Origin of the sequence: Colwellia sp. MB3u-8 (genome assembly GCF_014076985.1) — a bacterium.
Taxonomy (GTDB): Bacteria; Pseudomonadota; Gammaproteobacteria; order Enterobacterales; family Alteromonadaceae; genus Cognaticolwellia.
This window is the reverse complement of the sequence record NZ_JACGVA010000059.1, coordinates 149,749-169,094: the sequence shown is the minus strand read 5'-3', so window position 1 is coordinate 169,094 and position 19,346 is coordinate 149,749. Positions and strand designations below refer to the sequence as shown.

The following is a 19,346-nucleotide window of genomic DNA, read 5'->3' as shown; positions in this document are numbered from 1 at the left end:
GCTACATGTCTGGAATAAATGCAACTAAACCTAAGCTGATTGTGGCTATTGGCGCTTCTGCTGGCGGGCTTGAATCATTTAGTGCCTTCTTTGCTCATATGCCAAATGACAGTAATATAGCCTTTGTTTTATTACCTCATTTAGACCCAACACATAACAGCTTGATGCCAGAGTTAATATCCAAAACAACGGCTATGCCGGTTTGCGAAGCGATAGAAAATATGCAAGTGCAAGGGGATCATGTCTACATACTCCCGCCCGGTAAACTGCTTTTTATCAGTGACGGGCGACTGCACCTTTCACCGAACGTTAAAAATCGCACCCAGTGGATTGCGATTGAATATTTTTTACGCTCTTTAGCGCTCGATCAAGGTGAACATTGTGTTGCCATCATTTTGTCTGGCACTGGCAATCATGGCACATTAAGTTTTCGTGACATAAAACTTGCAGGTGGCATGATCATAGCTCAAGACCCAGCTAGCACTACCTATAATCAAATGCCTATAAATGCCATTAATAGCGGATTAGTTGATGTGATTGCCCGACCTGAAAACATGCCAATCTTGTTAACAGAGTTTTCCAACCACCCTTATTTGCAAAGTAAAGCTGACCAAACTGATCAACAGGTATTTAATTGCATCTACTCTATACTGTCATTATTGCACAGCCGCACAGGTTATGATTTTAGTGGCTATCGGAAAAATATGTTATTAAGGCGCATTCAACGACGCATGTGTGTGTGTCATACCGAAACAATACAAGACTATCATCAGTTTATGAAAAATAATCCAACCGAAACCAGCTTATTAAACAAAGATTTATTGATTGGTGTTACCGCATTTTTTCGTGATGAAGAGGCATTTTCAGCATTAGAAACCCATGTTTTTCCTGAACTTGTCGCGCGAAGTAGTGCAGATAATCCTGTTCGTATTTGGATCCCTGCCTGCGCCACTGGAGAAGAAGTTTATACCATCACCTTATTAATGTTTGAGGCTTTTGACCAAGCGAAGAAACAAATTAACCTGCAAGTTTTCGCTAGCGATATTGATGAAAAGTCAATAAATGTTGCTCGCAGTGGGATCTATGCTAAAAATATCGCTGAAATTATCTCTGCCGAGCGCTTAGCAGGTTTTTTCGACGTGACTAATAAGGGAGATTATCAAATTAAAAAAGTCATTCGCGAAAAAATTATTTTTTCTAATCAAAATTTGCTAAACGACGCGCCATTTTCTCGACTAGATCTAATCAGCTGTCGTAATCTGTTTATTTATTTACAGCCAGAGCTGCAAGCTAACGTGCTCGATTTATTTTATGTTGCACTGAAAACGACAAGTTATTTAATGCTAGGTCCGTCTGAGTCTCTGGGTAAAAATAAACATAAATTTGTAACTATATCCAAAAAATGGCGTATTTTTAAAAAGATTAAACCGTTAATTAAAAGCCCATTGGCTTTACCCGTGAGCCGCATGTCAACACCAAATATCTCAATAGATCAAAGTACTATAAGCAATAAATTTAGAGCTGACTCACCTTCTCGTTATAATGAGTTGGTTAATCGTGATTTACTTGCCGCTTATGCGCCAGCGGCTGTATTGATTAATCGTTCATTTGAAATACTCCATTATCAGGGCCCTACGGTTAATTTTCTTGAGTTTCCAAAAGGCTCCCCTTCTAATGATCTATTAGTCTTATTACGTGAAGGACTCAGAGCCAGGGTGCGTTCAGCAATTAATTATGTACAAAAAGAAAATCAGGCTATTACAGATCACCAAGCCAGAGTAAAACGTAATAATCATTATGTAACTTGTACACTTACCGTTCGCCCCGTATATGAGCCAAACCTTTCAACTGAGTTGCTACTGATCACTTTTGAAGACAAACATCCTTTACAAAATAACTCGCCAAAAAATATTCCAGTAGAAGATACTCTTAGCCCCCCCCTCCCTGATCAGTATTTAATAGCAAACAGTGACACCGCAGCAAACACAAACATAGTCACTCAACTTGAGTATGAACTAAACGCTACTCGCGAAGATTTATACAGTACGGTTCAGGAACTGGAAAACTCCAATGAAGATCTACAAGTAAGTAATGAAGAAGCCATGTCGATGAATGAAGAGTTGCAATCTACCAACGAGGAATTGGAGACCTCTAAAGAAGAACTGCAATCGATGAATGAAGAACTCAACACCGTTAATACCGAATTACAATATAAAGTTGAAGAATTAGAACGAAGTTACAATGATATCAGTAACTTACTTTCCAGCACAGATATTGCCACTGTCTTTCTTAATCGCGACATGCAAGTGATGTTATTCAATCCACCCATTGGTGAATTGCTCAACTTACGTGAAAGCGATATCGGTCGTCCTATTAGTAATTTTTCTGCCAATGTATCCAATAAAGCTTTAATGACTGACGCAAAAAAGGTGCTGGAAACATTAACCCCGATTGAAACCGATGTATGGAGTCATCATAAAGATCAAAAGCGGCGCTGTTATTTACGTCGAATAGTGCCCTATCGCACCTTAGATGATCATATTAACGGTGTTGTGATCACTTTTGTCGACATTACTGAGCGCCATCATCAAAAACAAATATTGGAACAATGTGTGCAAGAACGTACGCATGCGTTGCACGAACGAGAAGCACGGCTAAGCGCCATAATGAATTATGCTTTTGAAGCTATACTTGTTTTAGATTTATCAGGCAAGATTACCGAATTTAATGACTCAGCCCAAACAATGTTTAATTATAATAATAAAGAAATTATTGGCAAAAACATTCAAGCATTAATTCCCTCAATCAATATTAAACAGCTAACTAGCCAAGCACATACCCTTGAATCATCTGCTCTGTCTACCTTGATTCTAGCAAAAAAAGAATTGATAGGATTAAGGAAAAATGCGCTTGATTTTCCCATCGCACTCTCCTTAACCAAGGTCAAGGGTCGAGCACTTTACATCGGTATTATTAATGACTTGAGCGAACCTCAAGCATTAAAAAAAGCCTTAATTAACATCAGCACCTATGAGCAGGAAAAAATTGGCCATGAAATTCATGATAATTTAGGCCAACGTTTAACTGGGATTAACTTACTGGCGAGTAATTTAAAACGCTCTTTGCCTAAAAGTGACATAAAAAACAATCAAGCAATGGACCTTATAATAGAACAATTGAGTCAAGCCATTGGTGATACACGAGATTTTAGTCATATCTTAGCCCCTATTTTATTACCTCCGCATGGCTTACAAGACGCCTTAACCACCATGATGAAATTATTTGATTCATCAGGTATTAAAAAGAAAATAAAATTATCTTCAAACCTAACCATTGTGGATTCCATAGTAACAACTCAAGTCTACCGCATCGCCCAAGAAGCCATTAATAATACTTTAAAACATGCTAAAGCCCGAAAGGTAACACTGCAACTACAAGCGCAAGGAGAAAACACCTGTTTAGAGATCACTGATGATGGCCTAGGTTTTGATATCAATGATCCAAAATTTACTCAAGGTATAGGTATACAAATAATGCGATATCGGGCATCTAATATTAATGCGACCTTAGACATTGTCTCATCCAAAGGCAAAGGTACAAGTGTGCGTTGTGTGTTTTAACACTCAAATTTATTTTCATCACTTCAATAAACCTAACTAAATAGTAAAGTAGTAAAGTAAGAATATATCAAAATAAAGCCACAGCACATCACAAATGATGTGGGCAGACTAATAATAACCCGCATGCATTTTAGTTTTTTATACTCGTATTATCTTAGCATTACCCGTGCATTCGATAATTTGACAGTATCATGGATAAGTCTATAGTTATAAATGATGACATCCAAAAGTTAAATAACGAATAATTATAGTCAACATTAGGAGTTAGTTTAATGGTTCGCGTTAAACGTTTGGTACTCGATATTCTAAAACCCCACCAACCCAATGCGATAGAATTTTGTCAAGTTTTAGCTTCGGTAGGTGGAGACTATCATGTGACTTTAACTGTAATCGAGATGGATGAAGAAACAACCACAACCGAAGTGGTAATAGAGGCAAACCATATTGATTTTGATGCAATTTGTGCTGCTATTACCTCAGTAAGTGGCTCAGTTCATAGTATCGATTTTGTCGAAGTACAAAACGACACTCAACAAGAGTAACCGATGAATCTGGAATAGCATTTTGATTAGCACTTTAAAACAGGTTGCCTTATTGTTGAGGATCACTAACTCGCAAGACATTATACGCCGGTACTTTGTGGTTAACGGCTTCGATGGTGCGCTAACAATGCTTGGCATCATTGTCGGTTTTAGTCTTGGTTCCACCGCCAGTTTGACCGTCACCATTAATGCTTGTGTAGGAGCTACTATTGCGCTTGCAATTAGTGGTTTGAGTAGCGCATATATCAGTGAACATGCAGAGCTTAAACGCACGTTAGTAGAACTTGAAAACATTATGTTAGTTAACATGGAAAATACGGCTCATGGACAAGCAGCACGCTGGGTACCTATTTTTGTTGCGCTAGTTAACGGTTTGTCACCTTTGGTTATATCATTATTAATTATTGCTCCGCTATGGTTGGCCGATGCTGGATTTTCGTTAATTGTCCCACCTCTGTTAATGGCTAGCATTATCGCGATGACATTAATTTTTTTTCTTGGTATATTTCTAGGCCATGTCTCCGGAGTGTCTTGGTTAATAAGCGGTCTAAGAACCTTGCTGATCAGTTTAGTGACAATCTTTCTTATCTATCTGTTTAGTAAAAAATAATCTCAATGAAATTAGTCTAATATCCATCAAAAAAAAGAGACCGTATTTTATGCGTTTACCCGCCGAGTAACTTCAACCTATTAACCTCAATGTATGCGCTTCCAACCTTAGTCTATTTTAAATTAATGAGTAGCTTTAATTCGTCTCTTTCCCCAAGAGTACTTCAACCCTTAATAGTTCATTATCACTCGGTAATGCGACTTGCTGCCCTGTTATTACCTTGCCATTAACGCTGATTTTAATGACACCACAGCCGACTCCCTCAGGGTCTTTCACTGCAAGCTCAATAGTGCCGTCTTCTCGAGTTAACCTAGCGCTATAACTGCCCCATGACTTAGGAATACAAGGGTCAATCAAGAGATATTTATCACGATAACGTATCCCTAAAATGGCTTCAGTTCCTAAGCGATAAGCCCACGCCGCTGAGCCCGTATACCAAGACCAACCCCCGCGACCAATATGAGGCCCAGCCGTTGCTATATCTCCTGCCATTACGTAAGGTTCTATTTGATAAGTGGTCATTTCTTGTTCCGTGCTAGAACGCTCAATAGGGTTGAGCATATTAAATATTTGCATCGCCCCATCTCCGTCTCTGTCTTTTGCCAACGCCCAACCTAACCAAGTAGCCGCATGCGAGTATTGTCCACCATTTTCTCGAGTGCCCGGAGGATAAGCCTTGATATAACCAGGGTCTCGCATGGTTGCGTCAAACGGGGGCCATAGCAGTCGAACTAATTTATGCTCTTGATCAATTAATTCATTTTGAGCCGAGGTCAATGCCTGCTTAGCACGCGTTTTATCAGCTTTACCACAGAGGGTTGCCCACGATTGTGCGATAGAGTCGATACGACATTCTTGGCACTCACTTGAGCCCCAAGGGAGTTGCATATCATCGAAAGCGCGTCGATACCAAGCACCATCCCAGCCATTATTTTCCACAGCGCGGCAAAGGTCTTTAGCTCGCTTACGCCATTGTAAAGACAAATCATTTCGCTGTTGTTGATCGCATAAAACAGTAAATGCATCAATCACAGCAATAGCAAACCAGCATAACCAGACGCTCTCACCCCTACCTCGAACACCCACTCGGTCCATGCCATCATTCCAATCACCCGTACCTATTAGCAATAAACCATGCTCTCCAGATGAATCAGTGCCACGTTCGATTGCCCGTTGGCAATGTTCAAAAAGCGAATAGCTTTCGCTTGAACGTTCATACTTACTGTATCGGTCTGCTTCCTGTGTGGTTAAGGGCTCTCCAAGTAAAAACGGAACTTTCTCATGCAATATCGAACTATCGCCACTGGTTTCAACATAATACGAGGTGACAAAAGGTAGCCACATCAAATCATCAGAACAATGTGTTCGTACACCTCTACTATAAGGTGGATGCCACCAATGGAGTACGTCACCACGGTCAAACTGATGTGCTGCACACTCAAGAATATACGCTCGAGCCAAAGCAGGCTCTATGTTTACTAGCGCCATCATGTCCTGAAGTTGATCGCGAAATCCATAAGCACCGCTTGATTGATAAAAACCTGAACGCGCAAATATTCGACACGCTAAAGTTTGATAGATAAGCCATTGATTCATCATTAAGTTAAAAGACAGTGACGGTGTTTCTACCTTAATGGCATTACATACCTTTTGCCAGTGCGCCTTCATTAAGGTCCAATCTTGGTTAATAACACCAGCAGAGCGCCATTTCTTAATGAGTTGTTGCACATGATTATCATTTTTACCTTGACCAAAGATAAAGTGGATATCGACTTGTTCATGAGGGGCTAAATCAATATGCACTTGCAAAGCGGCACAGGGGTCAACTGCAGATCCTACTTTGCCACTCATCCCCCAACGAGCTAATGCGGCAGGCTTAGAGAAATGCCCTTCACGACCTATAAATTCAGCTCTGTCTGTAGTGAAAGCATGCACTGGATAATCAGAGAATAAAAAACTTACATCAGTCGAAAAATCACTGCTCCAACGATTTTTAGCTAAAATTACGCCCTCATCAGCTGAGTATTCGGTAAATATATGCGAACCACTATGGGCTCGACTGACCCCGTTAACAAGTTCAGCATAATAAGTAACCGTTAAACGTCGAGCGACACGGCTGGTATTATTTAAGCGCAGACGGGTGACTTTAATCGGGTCTTCATGGGCAACAAATACGCTTAGTTCTTGCTCTAATTGATGCCAATGGCTACGCCAACGACTATAACCCACGCTATGGGTGACTTCACAAGGGTTACCTGTTCCTACGGGATTTGGGGTAACTGTCCACACTTGTGCTGTTTGTTCATCACGTAAATAAACCGCTTCACTGGGTTGGTCAATAACGGGATCATTCGTCCAAGTCGTGAGTCGATTTTCACCACTGTTGCCAGCCCAGGTATAACCACCACCAACTTCGCTAACAATACTGCCAAAATTAGCATTAGCTAACACGTTACACCAAGGTGCTGGTGTTGATTTATTTGCCTCAAGATAAATAATGTATTCATTGTCGGTAAAGCCACCAAGGCCGTTAAAAAAAGCCAAATCTTTGCGGCGCTGTAATTTTGGTATGTCAGGTACTTCATCAGGGACCACCATTCCCCGAAAAGGAGGCAAGAGTTCTGTCTGAGGATAAGCGAGCGCTAGCTGCTGTTTCAATGAAGAATGAGCGCCTAAAATGACATGAGCACTCGCCTCAAGTAAATGTGTTTGCGGATCTGAGATTTGATCTGAATGAATAACATGAATACCCGCCCTTTGCGCCACTAAAGTTTCGATGTCTAACTCATGTATAAGTTGCTGTATTTGCGCACCAAACTTGTCTTCATAACCAGAAGGGCCTTCTTGTAATATCACAAAATCAATCTTGACCCCTTGGTGATGCCAACGTCGATAAGCAAAAAATAGCAGTCGCAATAACGCCACATTAGTTTCATCAACAAGTCGCAACAACAAAATGGGAAAATCACCCGAGATACCAAATGGCCAAAGTGCTGACTGGCCCAATAAATTATCCGTGATCACTTTATTTGCGGCGCGTAATACGTCAACCGGATAAATAATGAGTGCCAATAATTGCTGTAATTCGGGTAAATAAGCAACGGCATAATCGAAGGTTTTCATCTCATTACTGACTTTAAATAAGGCATCATGAAAAAGTAAATCAATGGCAGAGTAAACTTCATAACATTGGCAAACATCAAACAATGCGTGTCGCGAACTGGCTGCAATAGTAATAAAGGCAAAAGATTCACTATGATAAGGCGATAATTCAACATTAACCTGTAGAGACATAACCGCATCAAGTGTCCAGCCAAGAGTTTGCGAAACACCATTAGTGACTCCTTGAGGACTTTGTATCGAGCCATTTCTACCCATAAATTTAGCACGGTCAGTCTCATAGCCAACCAAGTTTACCGCGTCACTATCGGTCAGTAATCTGTGCATCATAGCAGGAGATTTTTCTTGTGGTGAGCGCGCACGACGTTCAAAAATCAATGCATTCATGTTGCTGGCTAATTCACTGTGAACAAATAATTTGCTAAAGGCTGGATGACTTTGGTCGGCGTCGCTTGGGGTTAAGACCACCTCAGCATAGGTGCTTACTTGAAGCCTTCTTGACGCGGCTGTTTCATTTATAAAACTTAATCGTCTGACTTCTACATCATCATTTGCCGCGACCGCGACTTCCATACGTAAGCTAATGCCTTTATCGTGGCGATTAAATTCTACCATATGAGCATGGAATACCACTTCGTATTTATCAGCGCGTTTATTTACCGGTTGTCTACCTGCAGACCAAACTTCGCCACTATCAAGGTCACGGATGTAGATCCACAAACCCTGATTATCGAGCGTTGAATCCGCTGACCAACGTGTTAAAGCGTTATGGCGCCATAATATACCTCCTGATCCCGAGTCGGTCAGCAAGGTGGTGAAACGACCATTACTTAAGGTATGCATCTGCGGAATAACGCCATGCAGTTTAGGTTTCCAAGTGGGTAAGTGTGGCAATTGATGCATGGGTACATGATTGATTTCCGCTTCGGTTATTTCATCAATAGGAAACTCAAGGGCATGGGTTGTCGGTATTTGTTCATGTAAAAGCAATTCTACCGTTTGCACCATTGGACACGACTGAAAACGCTGGGCAACCTGATCATAAAATATCGCATTATCTAACGCGGTTAATATCATGCCTTGATGATGCGCCATATGAGAACGAACGATAGAAAAACGTCGATTCTTAGCGACTCGCCCTGGGGTGTAATCAATTGCTTCATACATACCATAAAGGCTCATCATACCGAGCTTGGTTAATTTTTTAAGGTTTTGCACGGCGCGAAGTGGATAAATAGCTAATGCCAGTGCGGTAGAATAAGGTGAAATAACCGTATCTTCCTCTAAACCACGCTTATAGCCTAAACTGGGTACGCCAAAGGCACGATATTGATAGTTATGTTGAAAATCAACTGCCGCATACCCAGACTCAGAAATTCCCCAAGGGGTATTGCGTTTTTCAGCTAATTTAATTTGTTCATCGACCGAAACTTGTTCACTTTGAGCCAATAAAGTTCCAGCGTGACTTCGCAGTAATATGCGCGGCATCAAATACTCAAACATTGTGCCTCCCCAAGAAAGTAAAACACTCCGGCCAGCAACTTTGGTGACAGAACGCCCTAAAGTAAACCAGTGTTTTATCGACACATCTCCCTTTCCTATCGCGACAAGACTCCCCAAACGCGCTTCTGATGCGAGTAAGTCATAATGGTGTGTATCCATAATTCCGGTAGTGGCATTCCAACCAATATGAAAAAGTGCAGCGTCTTTATCATAGAGTAAACAAAAATCCATCGCCGATACTTCTTCACTCGCCAATGTAGCGATAGTATTTAATTCTACTTGCAGGGTTTGGGCATTCTTTTTCGATTCACTTACTGCAACCGCCAGCCGATTAAGCCATAAGGTAAAATCATTCGCAGGTTCCTCTAGCCAAAGACTCGGCTTTTCGTCACGTAAAGTGGCAATCATCGCTTGGGCTGACTCACAAGCGAAAGGCACTTCAGCCAAGCTTAGCGTTGGCGTTAAGACTTGATTAAAAGCACTTATGGCTTGATAGTAGCTACTTGTATCTTGGTGCAAGGTTTTTGGCTGGGTTTGCAATAACACAGACAACCAAGGTAATAAGCGGTCAATATCACGTAACATATCACGTAGATGTTGGTGTAAACGCCCTAACCAAACACGGACATCTCGTAGTTGTGAAACCCTTGAAACCAAAGACTTTTTAGTCAGTGTTGTCACCAAAACACGGTCAAAATTAACGCAGTCATCTTGACAAAGTTCGTGTATGGTTAACCACCAAAGATCTGAACTTTTTTTGGCTTTATTAGCCTTATGACGGATATCAGCTATTAATGTTACTAATAGGGTAAAGTCATGGTGTTTGTCTGTGTTAAGTAACGCCAAAGACTCTTCAATCAAGGCGATATTATCCATCAAGCCATCCCAACGTGAATAGGTAAATATGGCAGTGTTTTGCACTTCTTGGCAGCTTTTTTCAAGGGTCATTAAAGCCGCCGCCAAATTACCGCTATCAACCATTGAAATGTAACGAGGTGAGAGTACTTCTAATGTTTGAGTGTCATACCAGTTGAAAATATGACCACGATAATGCTCAAGTTTAGTCAGTGTATTCATGCTGGCCAGTAAACGAGCAGCCAAATCTGTTGGGCCAAGGTAACCAAAATCCCAAGCAGAGACATTAGACAAAAGCATCATGCCAATATTGGTTGGAGAGGTACGATGTGAAACAGTACCATGCGGGTCTTCTTGATAATTGTCAGGCGGTAACCAATGATCAGACGGTCCAACAAAGGTCTCAAAAAATAGCCAGGTTCGTCGAGCCAAACGGCGTAAAAATATCACCTCATCATCGCTTAAGCTTTCTTTGTCACTCGATAGTGTACGCCCTAGTACCCTGGCTATTTCTGGTGCGATAAGCCACAAAAACAACAAAGGTGCAGCAATAGGTAATACGGCTAAATTAACACTAGCAACGGCTGCAGCTAGCGATAAGGTCAGCAGTATACTTGTGCTCATTTCACGCCAATAAAACAACCGAGTATCCTCACCATTGAGCTGATTGTCAGTATCAGACGCGGTTACCCATTCCAACATTTTACCCCGGCTAACCGTCATTCTATAAAGTGTTCGAGCAATAGCATCGGTGGCAATAATCGCTTCATAAGGCAGAAATATGAGTAACAATAACCAGCGACCCGCCACCTCACGTGGCACGATAAAAGAATGCATCAAACTTTTAAAATTAGTCGCACGTGCGACCCCTAGCATGAAATGACAAAAATTATGTCCAACAGGGGCAAGTAGCGCCATTGCGGTCCAAACTAGGGCGTTACCGGGCAACCATAGCCAACCCGCAATAATCCATAAAAGCAATGTTGGCGCAAAAAGGCTGCGTCGTAAATTGTCGATTATTTTCCATCGTTCAATCACACCAAAACGGTTTTTAACCTTGGTGCCATCAGCCTGAAATACACTATTGGCTAGCCATGGCATAAGCTGCCAGTCTCCGCGTATCCACCGATGTAAACGGCGACTAAAGCTGAAATAACCTGTAGGGAAATTTTCATAAAGCACAATGTCAGAAGCCAGTGCTACCCGGCCCAAGATCCCCTCGAATAGATCATGACTTAATATGGTGTTTTCCGGAATACATTGCTTGAGGCTGCGCTCAAAACTAGCGACCTCATAGATGCCTTTGCCAACAAAAATGCCAGTACCAAAAAGATCTTGATAAACATCAGACACGGCATGGCTATATATATCAATAACACGATCGCCAGAGGCCAATCGAGTAAACCAAGTGTGGCGGTGCATGGTAGGAGCGATTTCAATACGGGGTTGAATAATGGTATAACCTGCAATAACCTTGCTTGTTTTATCATCAAAAACTGCACGGTTCAGCGGATGCGCCAAGGTACCAATTAGCTTAGCCGCAGCACCCCGACAAAGCTGTGTATCACTATCAAGGGTGATCACATAACGAATATCATTCAGCCCTAACGGCTCTCCCTCATGAACAAAAATAGCTTCACTGTTTTTGTCGCTAAGAAAACGATTGAAATCGCTTAATTTACCGCGTTTTCTCTCCCAGCCCATCCAGCAATTTTCACTGAGGTTGTAACGTCGCTCCCGATGTAATAAGTGAAATGGCTCGGTATTGACAGCACCGTATTTACTATTGAGTGCTCTGACACCTTGAGTAACACGATTAAGATAATCCGCGTCACTGGCAATACTTTGAACTTGCGCGTCAAGATAATCCGTTAACAACACAAAACGTAGTGCAGGATCGCTATTTGACAAATAATGAAGCTCTATTTGTTTCAGTAATATGTCAATATCGCTATCACTACTTAACATGCTAGGTATAACAACAGCCGTTTTATATTGGGGGTCTATACGCTGATCAAAGTCTAGCTTATTTAAAACTCGACTTGGCCATAGTAGGGTAATCAACCAATTAATAATAGCAATCGATAACATGGACGCGGGTATTAATGTTAATGCCAAACCCGCAAAATATGTTAAGGCTTGAGCATCGTTTTGATAGAGATAAACAACAACCACAACTTCTGCCAATATCAAAGAGAATGCTAGCGCTAATAAATATAATACGCTGGAAAATTTTCCACAAAAACGTTGAAAACGCTGCCACCAAGACACCTGATAACCTAAATCATTTTCTAACGCCATTAATCCTTCATCAACCAGCCAATAACCTACATGGGAATAACGTTCGCCATTAGCACTTTCACAACAGGCTAATGCTACCGCTCGCTCGGCAATATGAGCTTCATCATGGGCAGTTGCCCTTGCTAAGTTTTCAATAACTTTGCAATACCTATCACGGCTGTCAAAGTCAAGGCTTTGATATATGTCTGCCGGCTCATGGCGAAGCTTTTCCTCAACCACACTGACTTGCTCAAAGAACTTACGCCATGGGATTGTTTCTATCACTGAAAGACAATGAATAGCTCGACTTAAATAATCAATTTCATCACGAGAAACCATTAAAGGCTGGCTAATATCGTCACGCGAATAAGGCACAGTGAGTTCAGGCACTATATTGTCTACCGCTTCGACAATTAATTGGATACAAACCAAACGCAATAGTGTCGGTAAGGCCCATAATTCAGAAATATTGAGCGTCGTTTCTTGTTGATAGCCTTTAACAAATTTAACCAAAAAATTTAACGACAGTTGGATACCTGTGGCCGCTAATAAGCCACTAGCCAGGGAATAAGCCCGCGGTAATGACTGACCACTGGTGTTTTGTAGACTAGGTAACAGCCGATAATAGCTGGTTGGCATATCGATTTGTATTTGAGTAATGGCGCGGTCAACAACATAGCCATTGTCATAGACCCACTCAGCGACTTTCGCGGTATTAACATCACGGGTATTAAACAAGAGTTTTGCCTGCTCAAGCCACTTGGGTATTTTGGGCAGTGCATTAAGTAAAGGGATTTGAGCAGGCGGACGATACGACACGGTTTGACTTTTAGCCAACTCCTGCGCCTTTATCGCTAACAAAACTTCATTAGATATTTCCGCCTGAGGATTCATTAATAAGCCCTCTGAGGATAACGTCCTTCTAACTCAGGTTGATCAATATTGCTAGGCCTGAGTAAATCATCTTGCGGTGTTATACCTCTGACCAACAACACAGGCACCTTACTATTTGCCAAAAAATCCATGGCAATATTACCATGGTAACGCCCTGCTCTAGCAGAACGACCATGCGCGTTCATAATCACCATATCGATGTCATCTTGGGCTACCACTTGTAATAATTCGTCACACACACCATGTTTGGGGATCAGCATCGAACTGATGTTTAGAGTGCTTAACAATGATAATTGTTTTCTCACCTGTTCTAGATAATTGGCTGCAACTTGTTCATTATGTCGCTGAATACTATTTTCCAATGCTATTTCATCATTGTTAAACGGCATAATATGAGTCAGTCCAGATTCTGGTACAACATGGGCTAATAGTATTTCTGCCTGCTGATCTTTGGCGATGCTTAGCGCAACAGGCAGTACACTTTCTGCCCAGACGGAACCGTCTAGCGGCACCAGTATTTTTTTACAGTGAAGAGGTTGCTCTTGATGTTTTTGATATTGTTGATGCTCTTTTGCTGGCACCAATAATGTTGATACTTTGCTGCCAAAAAGTAGTTTTTGACTATTACTGGCTAATGGCCACTGCGAATAACCATTAGCACCATGACTGCAAAGTACGACCAGATCGACAGGGTGTTTTTTTATCCAATGACTAATTTCTTCTGCCGCTTTACCTTCAACAATATGGCTAGTAACTATGTTAGTGTTTGCTGGGAAATTTGACATAATATCATCAAGATATATTTCTATTTCTTGTTTTTGTAGCGCCCAAAGAAAAGGGTCAACCGGTGTTTTAATATTATTGTCTGAAAATTCCAGAACATGTAGCAGGGTAATTTTTGCTTTAAAAGCATGTGCTATCGCCAATGCATAGGGAATAGCCTGCTTAGAAATAGCGGATCCATCAAGGCAAATTAAAATATCACGCATGATATACATCTCCTTCATAGTTAAGGACACAATTATTGAGCCTCTTTTTTAGGGATAAACGTAAATACAAAGGAATTCGCTGTAATACGCTAAACATTGTCAGTGCTATATTTCAGGCACAGTTGAAATGCGCCAAGGCAGTAATAATGTATGTTAAGTGGACTATAAATAAGAAGGGTATTTTTTAAAATGATAATAATCAGGTCAAGAATGATTAACTAAAGTATAACGTCTTAAACTGTATTAATCTTGATGTAATCTCTTGATGAGTCGCACTTAATTATTAAGCTGAGACAACAATTGCCATGATGAGTTTAATAACTGAGTTTTAATAACTAAGTTTTAATAAAATATCAAAAAAAATTTATCCTGTTAAGCGAATTAATACCAGTTCTATTTCTCTCCACTAATTAGTGACCAGTATTTCAACAGCGATTACTGCCATTGCCCTATGTTAATTGGCTTTACTGACCATAAACGTCATACGCTAACTTGTTGCTCAACTATTTAAATCTCATCTTAAATTATCGCTGCTCAATTCACCCAGAGATAATAAAACATGTTTATTTTCTCCAATGGCTTGTGCTCAAATAAGTACATTAAAATTGAGTCACTCAGTAATAAATAATAACAAGTGACCTACTTCACGAAATAACCAGATAACAGCAGCATTTATAAAGCCCTGAAAAATATCAGGGAAGCATAAAAAAGCGTTTTATGCTTCCCTTTCGACAAACTCAACGCATTTATTTAACCGAGACCTTAACCGAGACCAACAGGTGATTTTACAATAATCATCCTATTGTGCTTAGCGATGTTGCGCCATTTCACTTAAGTGCAGCGCATTTATAATCGTTACATTTCTCCGTTCCATTTTTACTGAGCCTTCTTGTTGTAACTGAGTCAATGTTCTGCTGACTGTTTCTGATGCTAGCCCTAGATAATTACCTATGTCATCACGAGACATACTTAATTCAAAATTCTTATCTGAACAGCCAAGGGATTTGTAGTTATCAGCCATATCCATTAAAAATGCCGCTATCCGTGCTTTAGCTTTTTTCTTATTTAACAAAGCAATATTACGACCCTGTTTGCTCAAATTATCGGTGGCAAGCTTGATTAACCAACCCGGTACTAACTCAGCGAGTATGTTTCTAAACTGTTGTAATGAAATGGCACAAACTGCCGTGGTTTGTAAGGCAATAGCCGACGAACCATATTGCTGTGTATCTAAACCATCAAGCCCAAGGATATCGCCTGGAATTAAAAAGTTTAAAATTTGTTCATCACCATCATTATGGGTAACATAACTTTTAATTGCCCCTGATTTAATTATATAAAGGGCACTCAGCTCATCACCCGCATGATATAAGTGTTCATGAGCACTCAGTAAATATGAATTAATGGTTTTAATATAAGGCGTACTAGCTAATAACTGTGCGGCAACGCAATTTTGATATCTAATACAACGTTCACATTTACTTGCTTCCGCGTATTTAAGGTGTTTCATGGCTTTCCCTAAGATGTTTTTACGATCATGTATTTATTTCTACTATTAATCATTATTCAAAGGATAAAAATTAGTAATAAGGGAAAACCTGATATAAAGCTTATTAGTTAACTCTCAAGAAATATTGATGTCTCCTTGTTTGCTTATACCTAAGTTAATTTATGTAAAAATAGCGATCGCTGACCTTATTTTCAATGACAATAAGTAGACGAATTACAACATTAATCAGCTTGAGGCAAGCCGAGTAAACATCACAAGATAACGAAGTTTTAAGCAGAAAATAAACTGTGTGAACAATAGCCTTAAATAGGATTAACAACCATCACCCATATATTCAGATCCTATATAAGATAATCAACAAAGTCATTTATTACGCGTTGATGTCATCTAAAGATGATGTAATTGTTTTAGCTGCCTGATTCGCCCAAGCTTGATAGGCTACCTTTGATGGGTGAAATCCATCCTTGGCGATGTACCTTGGTTCAATAGGTCCATCGATATCAAAGCTAGTACATTGGCTAAAGTTTTTAACAACAATAGTGAGCCGGTTATTTAACTGCTTAGAACGCTGCCCCCACCACCAACGTAACGGTAAAGGAAAGGTGGTAAATTCTTGCATGGGTGGTAAGTTTGATAGCAGTATTTTTTTTACTGAAAATTTTGATACTAGGATATTGATCATCACATTCATACTCTTTTCCCATCGACTTAAATGAGTAAAATGCGTTACGTCATTAACACCAATCGATACGAGTACCACATCAAACACTTGCTCTTGTTGATGATGTAACATAACCAGTACATCTTCAGCAGTGGCCCCGGTCTTTGCAAGTAACTGCCAATTAACACTATAAGAACAGCCAAGTAATGATGATAGCTGTCCGGCTAGAGCATCTTCCTGTCCATCGACACCAACACCTAACGCTGCTGAATCGCCAATGATGAGTAATCTCAGTTCATTACCCGCACCACATACACCTAAACGAGCTCCTGTTGGCTCGGGCAGTGATACTGTCATTTTATTGATAAAAATGGCTTGTGGTATCAATACCGGCATTAACAAAACGGTTGTTATTTGATGGAACATATTAATCACCCTCCCTGAATTTTTTACCTCTTTGTGTTTTTACCTCTTTGTGTATTACTATCGATAAACGGGAAGTTGAATGCTATTACAGCTTATGCGGCTAATAGATAATATTCACCCTTTCATCATTAATACTGTTATTAACAAGCTTAGGTGACAGCGAGCAATCATATCCTTGTTGCGGTAATCACTTTAAAAAAGCTTTAGCCTCATAAGCGTCATCTAATTCATTTCCATGGTGTTGAACAATCACCTTATACTCTAGCGCTTCAAGTTCTTGTAATTCTTGTCGTGTTGCATTTTCGTTGGCTTCTTTCTTGGTTAGTACCAATAAACGGTTATAATCACGTTTTTGCATAATCAGCTCTATTAATAAATAAAGATCATAGTCTGCGGTATACACGCCAAGGATAAAATGATAAATATCAGCCGAGTTAACATATAAATTTCGCAAGCCTATCTAACCTCAAAATGATTGAATTAGTCGCAAAAATCACAATAAAAATACCTTATTGATACGATAATAAAAATCTCAACAAACCTTATTCAAGGTACTAGCACTATAGGTATACCGATAGAGTGAGCCAGTTTATTAGAGACACTGCCAACAATAATTTCAGAAAAACGCGAACGTCCTCGTCGACCCAAAAAAAGCATATTGGCATGTTCCGTTTTGGTCTTATCATGTAAAATTTCAGCTGGGTCTCCCCTTAGCACTTCACTGTCTAAATGAACATTTGATTTCTTATATTGATCACACAAAGACGACAGCATGTTCAAGGCAATTTTTTTTTCATCTTCATTTTTTATCATAGGCACAATACCGCCATCAACAACAAATGGCTCAGATAGGATCGGGGTAATAACTTGCACCAATTTAACCTTAGCACCTGTTTTCTCAGCTAATAAAATAGCACGTTCTAGCGCTCTTTTTGCCCATTCACTGCCATCGATGCCAACAATATACATAGGTTTGTCCATACTATTATCCTCATTTATTAAGACCTAATGCCAAGCCAATAATCAAAAATCGTTATACTGAAAAACTACTCTATTATTAACTTGCCACTTATATTTTGCTTGTAAGAGTGTGATTAAATCCATTAGCGCGATAACAATCATAGCCATTAAAATTTTCACATGGTTGATCTACCCTTTTTTGGATAGCGCACTAAGGCTAACCTTTTTAATTGACTTTATATGGCTAGTATTTCAGTCGTGTGCCGTTCTTAAAATATTCAATTAGGGGTTATCGCAATTTTCAGCACGCCGTCACTTTGATTGGCAAATAGCGCATAAGCATCTTCTATCTGATCAAGCGAATAATGATGAGTAATTAAGGCTTTGAGATCAATTCGCTCAGATTCGATCACATTCATCAATCTACGCATCCGCTCTTTTCCGCCAGGACATAAAGAGGTAATTATTTTATTGTCGCCTAGTCCGGCATGAAAAGCATCGAGGGGGATAATTAAATCCTCAGAATACACGCCAAGGCTAGATAATGTGCCTCCAGGCTTGAGTGCTCTTAGGCAGTTTTCAAAGGTTGACTGCAGCCCTAATGCCTCAATGGCCACGTCGACACCGCGCCCTTGGGTAATGCGCATAATTTCTTTAACGGGTTCAGTTTTTCGATAATCAATGACAAAATTAGCCCCTAACTGTCTGGCCATTTCCATTCGCCGTGGTACTGTTTCTATTGCAATGATGGTGGTTGCACCGCGCAACTTAGCCCCTGCGGTAGCACATAAACCGATCGGCCCTTGGGCGAATATAGCCACACTATCACCAATTTTTATGTTGCCTGATTCAGCTCCAGCAAAACCGGTAGACATAATGTCTGGGCACATAAGCACTTGCTCGTCGGTGAGATTATCAGGTACCAGCGCGAGATTTGCCATCGCATCTGGAACCAATAAAAATTCAGCTTGAGCACCGTCAATAGTATTGCCAAAACGCCAGCCACCAAGTGCTTTTAGGCCATGTCTACAGCTGCCACCATCTTGCGAATGAAGTCCATCAAGGCAAGCGTGTGAATAGCCGCTAGGGCAAATTGCACCCGCAATAACACGCTGACCTTCTTGATAACCAGCAACATTAGCGCCTAACTTCTCTATTATCCCGACCGGCTCATGGCCTATTGTCAGGCCTCTGGCGACTGGATATTCTCCCTTCAATATATGAACGTCTGTGCCACATATTGTTGTTGTAGTTACCCTTATTAACGCATCATTAGGCCCAATATTGGGTATAGGTTTGTCATCAAGAACGATTCGACCAGGCTCAACAAAAATAGCCGCTTTCATCATCTCAGCCACAGGAATTTACTCCAAAAA

General features: G+C 40.4%; 10 protein-coding genes. 3 read left to right on the top strand and 7 right to left on the bottom strand.

Translation table 11 applies throughout. The annotated features are described in order from the left end of the window. The first annotated feature begins 5 nt into the window (after positions 1-5). The 3 genes from H4J54_RS07425 (at position 6) to H4J54_RS07415 (ending at position 4,772) form a co-directional block, all read left to right on the top strand. Positions 6-3,620, top strand: a complete 3,615-nt coding sequence (locus H4J54_RS07425; RefSeq protein ID WP_182190260.1) for a CheR family methyltransferase — start codon at positions 6-8, stop codon at positions 3,618-3,620. Positions 3,621-3,892: 272 nt separating this feature from the next. Continuing rightward, positions 3,893-4,162, top strand: a complete 270-nt coding sequence (locus H4J54_RS07420) for a DUF211 domain-containing protein (protein WP_182190259.1) — start codon at positions 3,893-3,895, stop codon at positions 4,160-4,162. A 22-nt stretch (positions 4,163-4,184) separates the two neighbouring features. Then, positions 4,185-4,772: a hypothetical protein gene (locus tag H4J54_RS07415; RefSeq protein ID WP_259367162.1), complete on the top strand. Its 588-nt coding sequence runs from the start codon at positions 4,185-4,187 to the stop codon at positions 4,770-4,772. A gap of 135 nt (positions 4,773-4,907) precedes the next feature. Here H4J54_RS07415 and H4J54_RS07410 read toward each other — a convergent pair whose 3' ends face one another. The 7 genes from H4J54_RS07410 to H4J54_RS07380 form a co-directional block, all read right to left on the bottom strand. After that, positions 4,908-13,424: a GH36-type glycosyl hydrolase domain-containing protein gene (locus H4J54_RS07410; protein ID WP_182190258.1), complete on the bottom strand. Its 8,517-nt coding sequence runs from the start codon at positions 13,422-13,424 to the stop codon at positions 4,908-4,910. Then, a complete protein-coding gene (locus H4J54_RS07405) occupies positions 13,424-14,413 on the bottom strand; it encodes a universal stress protein (RefSeq protein WP_182190257.1) in 990 nt (329 codons plus the stop codon). Before H4J54_RS07405 ends, H4J54_RS07410 begins: the two co-directional genes overlap by 1 nt. Positions 14,414-15,221: 808 nt before the next feature. Beyond that, positions 15,222-15,923, bottom strand: a complete 702-nt coding sequence (locus H4J54_RS07400) for a Crp/Fnr family transcriptional regulator (protein ID WP_182190256.1) — start codon at positions 15,921-15,923, stop codon at positions 15,222-15,224. A gap of 370 nt (positions 15,924-16,293) precedes the next feature. Continuing rightward, positions 16,294-17,010, bottom strand: coding sequence for an SGNH/GDSL hydrolase family protein (locus H4J54_RS07395; RefSeq protein ID WP_182190255.1), 717 nt, complete (start codon positions 17,008-17,010; stop codon positions 16,294-16,296). 187 nt (positions 17,011-17,197) lie between these two features. Then, positions 17,198-17,464 carry a hypothetical protein gene (locus tag H4J54_RS07390; RefSeq protein ID WP_182190254.1) on the bottom strand — a complete coding sequence of 89 codons (267 nt, stop codon included), beginning with the start codon at positions 17,462-17,464 and terminating at the stop codon, positions 17,198-17,200. Between the two features lie 92 nt (positions 17,465-17,556). Further along, complete coding sequence (locus H4J54_RS07385; protein ID WP_182190253.1) at positions 17,557-17,991, bottom strand: universal stress protein; 435 nt, start codon at positions 17,989-17,991, stop codon at positions 17,557-17,559. A 257-nt stretch (positions 17,992-18,248) separates the two neighbouring features. Beyond that, positions 18,249-19,319 (bottom strand): NAD(P)-dependent alcohol dehydrogenase, encoded by a 1,071-nt coding sequence (locus tag H4J54_RS07380; protein ID WP_182190448.1) that lies wholly within the window; start codon positions 19,317-19,319, stop codon positions 18,249-18,251. Positions 19,320-19,346: the final 27 nt, after the last annotated feature.

Excerpts from the sequence above, each read along its gene's own strand:
- H4J54_RS07400 (WP_182190256.1), bottom strand. The coding sequence starts at position 15,923 with ATGAAACACCTTAAATACGCGGAAGCAAGTAAATGTGAACGTTGTATT.
- H4J54_RS07410 (WP_182190258.1), bottom strand. The coding sequence starts at position 13,424 with ATGAATCCTCAGGCGGAAATATCTAATGAAGTTTTGTTAGCGATAAAG.
- H4J54_RS07405 (WP_182190257.1), bottom strand. The coding sequence starts at position 14,413 with ATGCGTGATATTTTAATTTGCCTTGATGGATCCGCTATTTCTAAGCAG.
- H4J54_RS07385 (WP_182190253.1), bottom strand. The coding sequence starts at position 17,991 with ATGGACAAACCTATGTATATTGTTGGCATCGATGGCAGTGAATGGGCA.
- H4J54_RS07425 (WP_182190260.1), top strand. The coding sequence starts at position 6 with ATGTCTGGAATAAATGCAACTAAACCTAAGCTGATTGTGGCTATTGGC.
- H4J54_RS07420 (WP_182190259.1), top strand. The coding sequence starts at position 3,893 with ATGGTTCGCGTTAAACGTTTGGTACTCGATATTCTAAAACCCCACCAA.
- H4J54_RS07395 (WP_182190255.1), bottom strand. The coding sequence starts at position 17,010 with ATGTTCCATCAAATAACAACCGTTTTGTTAATGCCGGTATTGATACCA.
- H4J54_RS07380 (WP_182190448.1), bottom strand. The coding sequence starts at position 19,319 with ATGATGAAAGCGGCTATTTTTGTTGAGCCTGGTCGAATCGTTCTTGAT.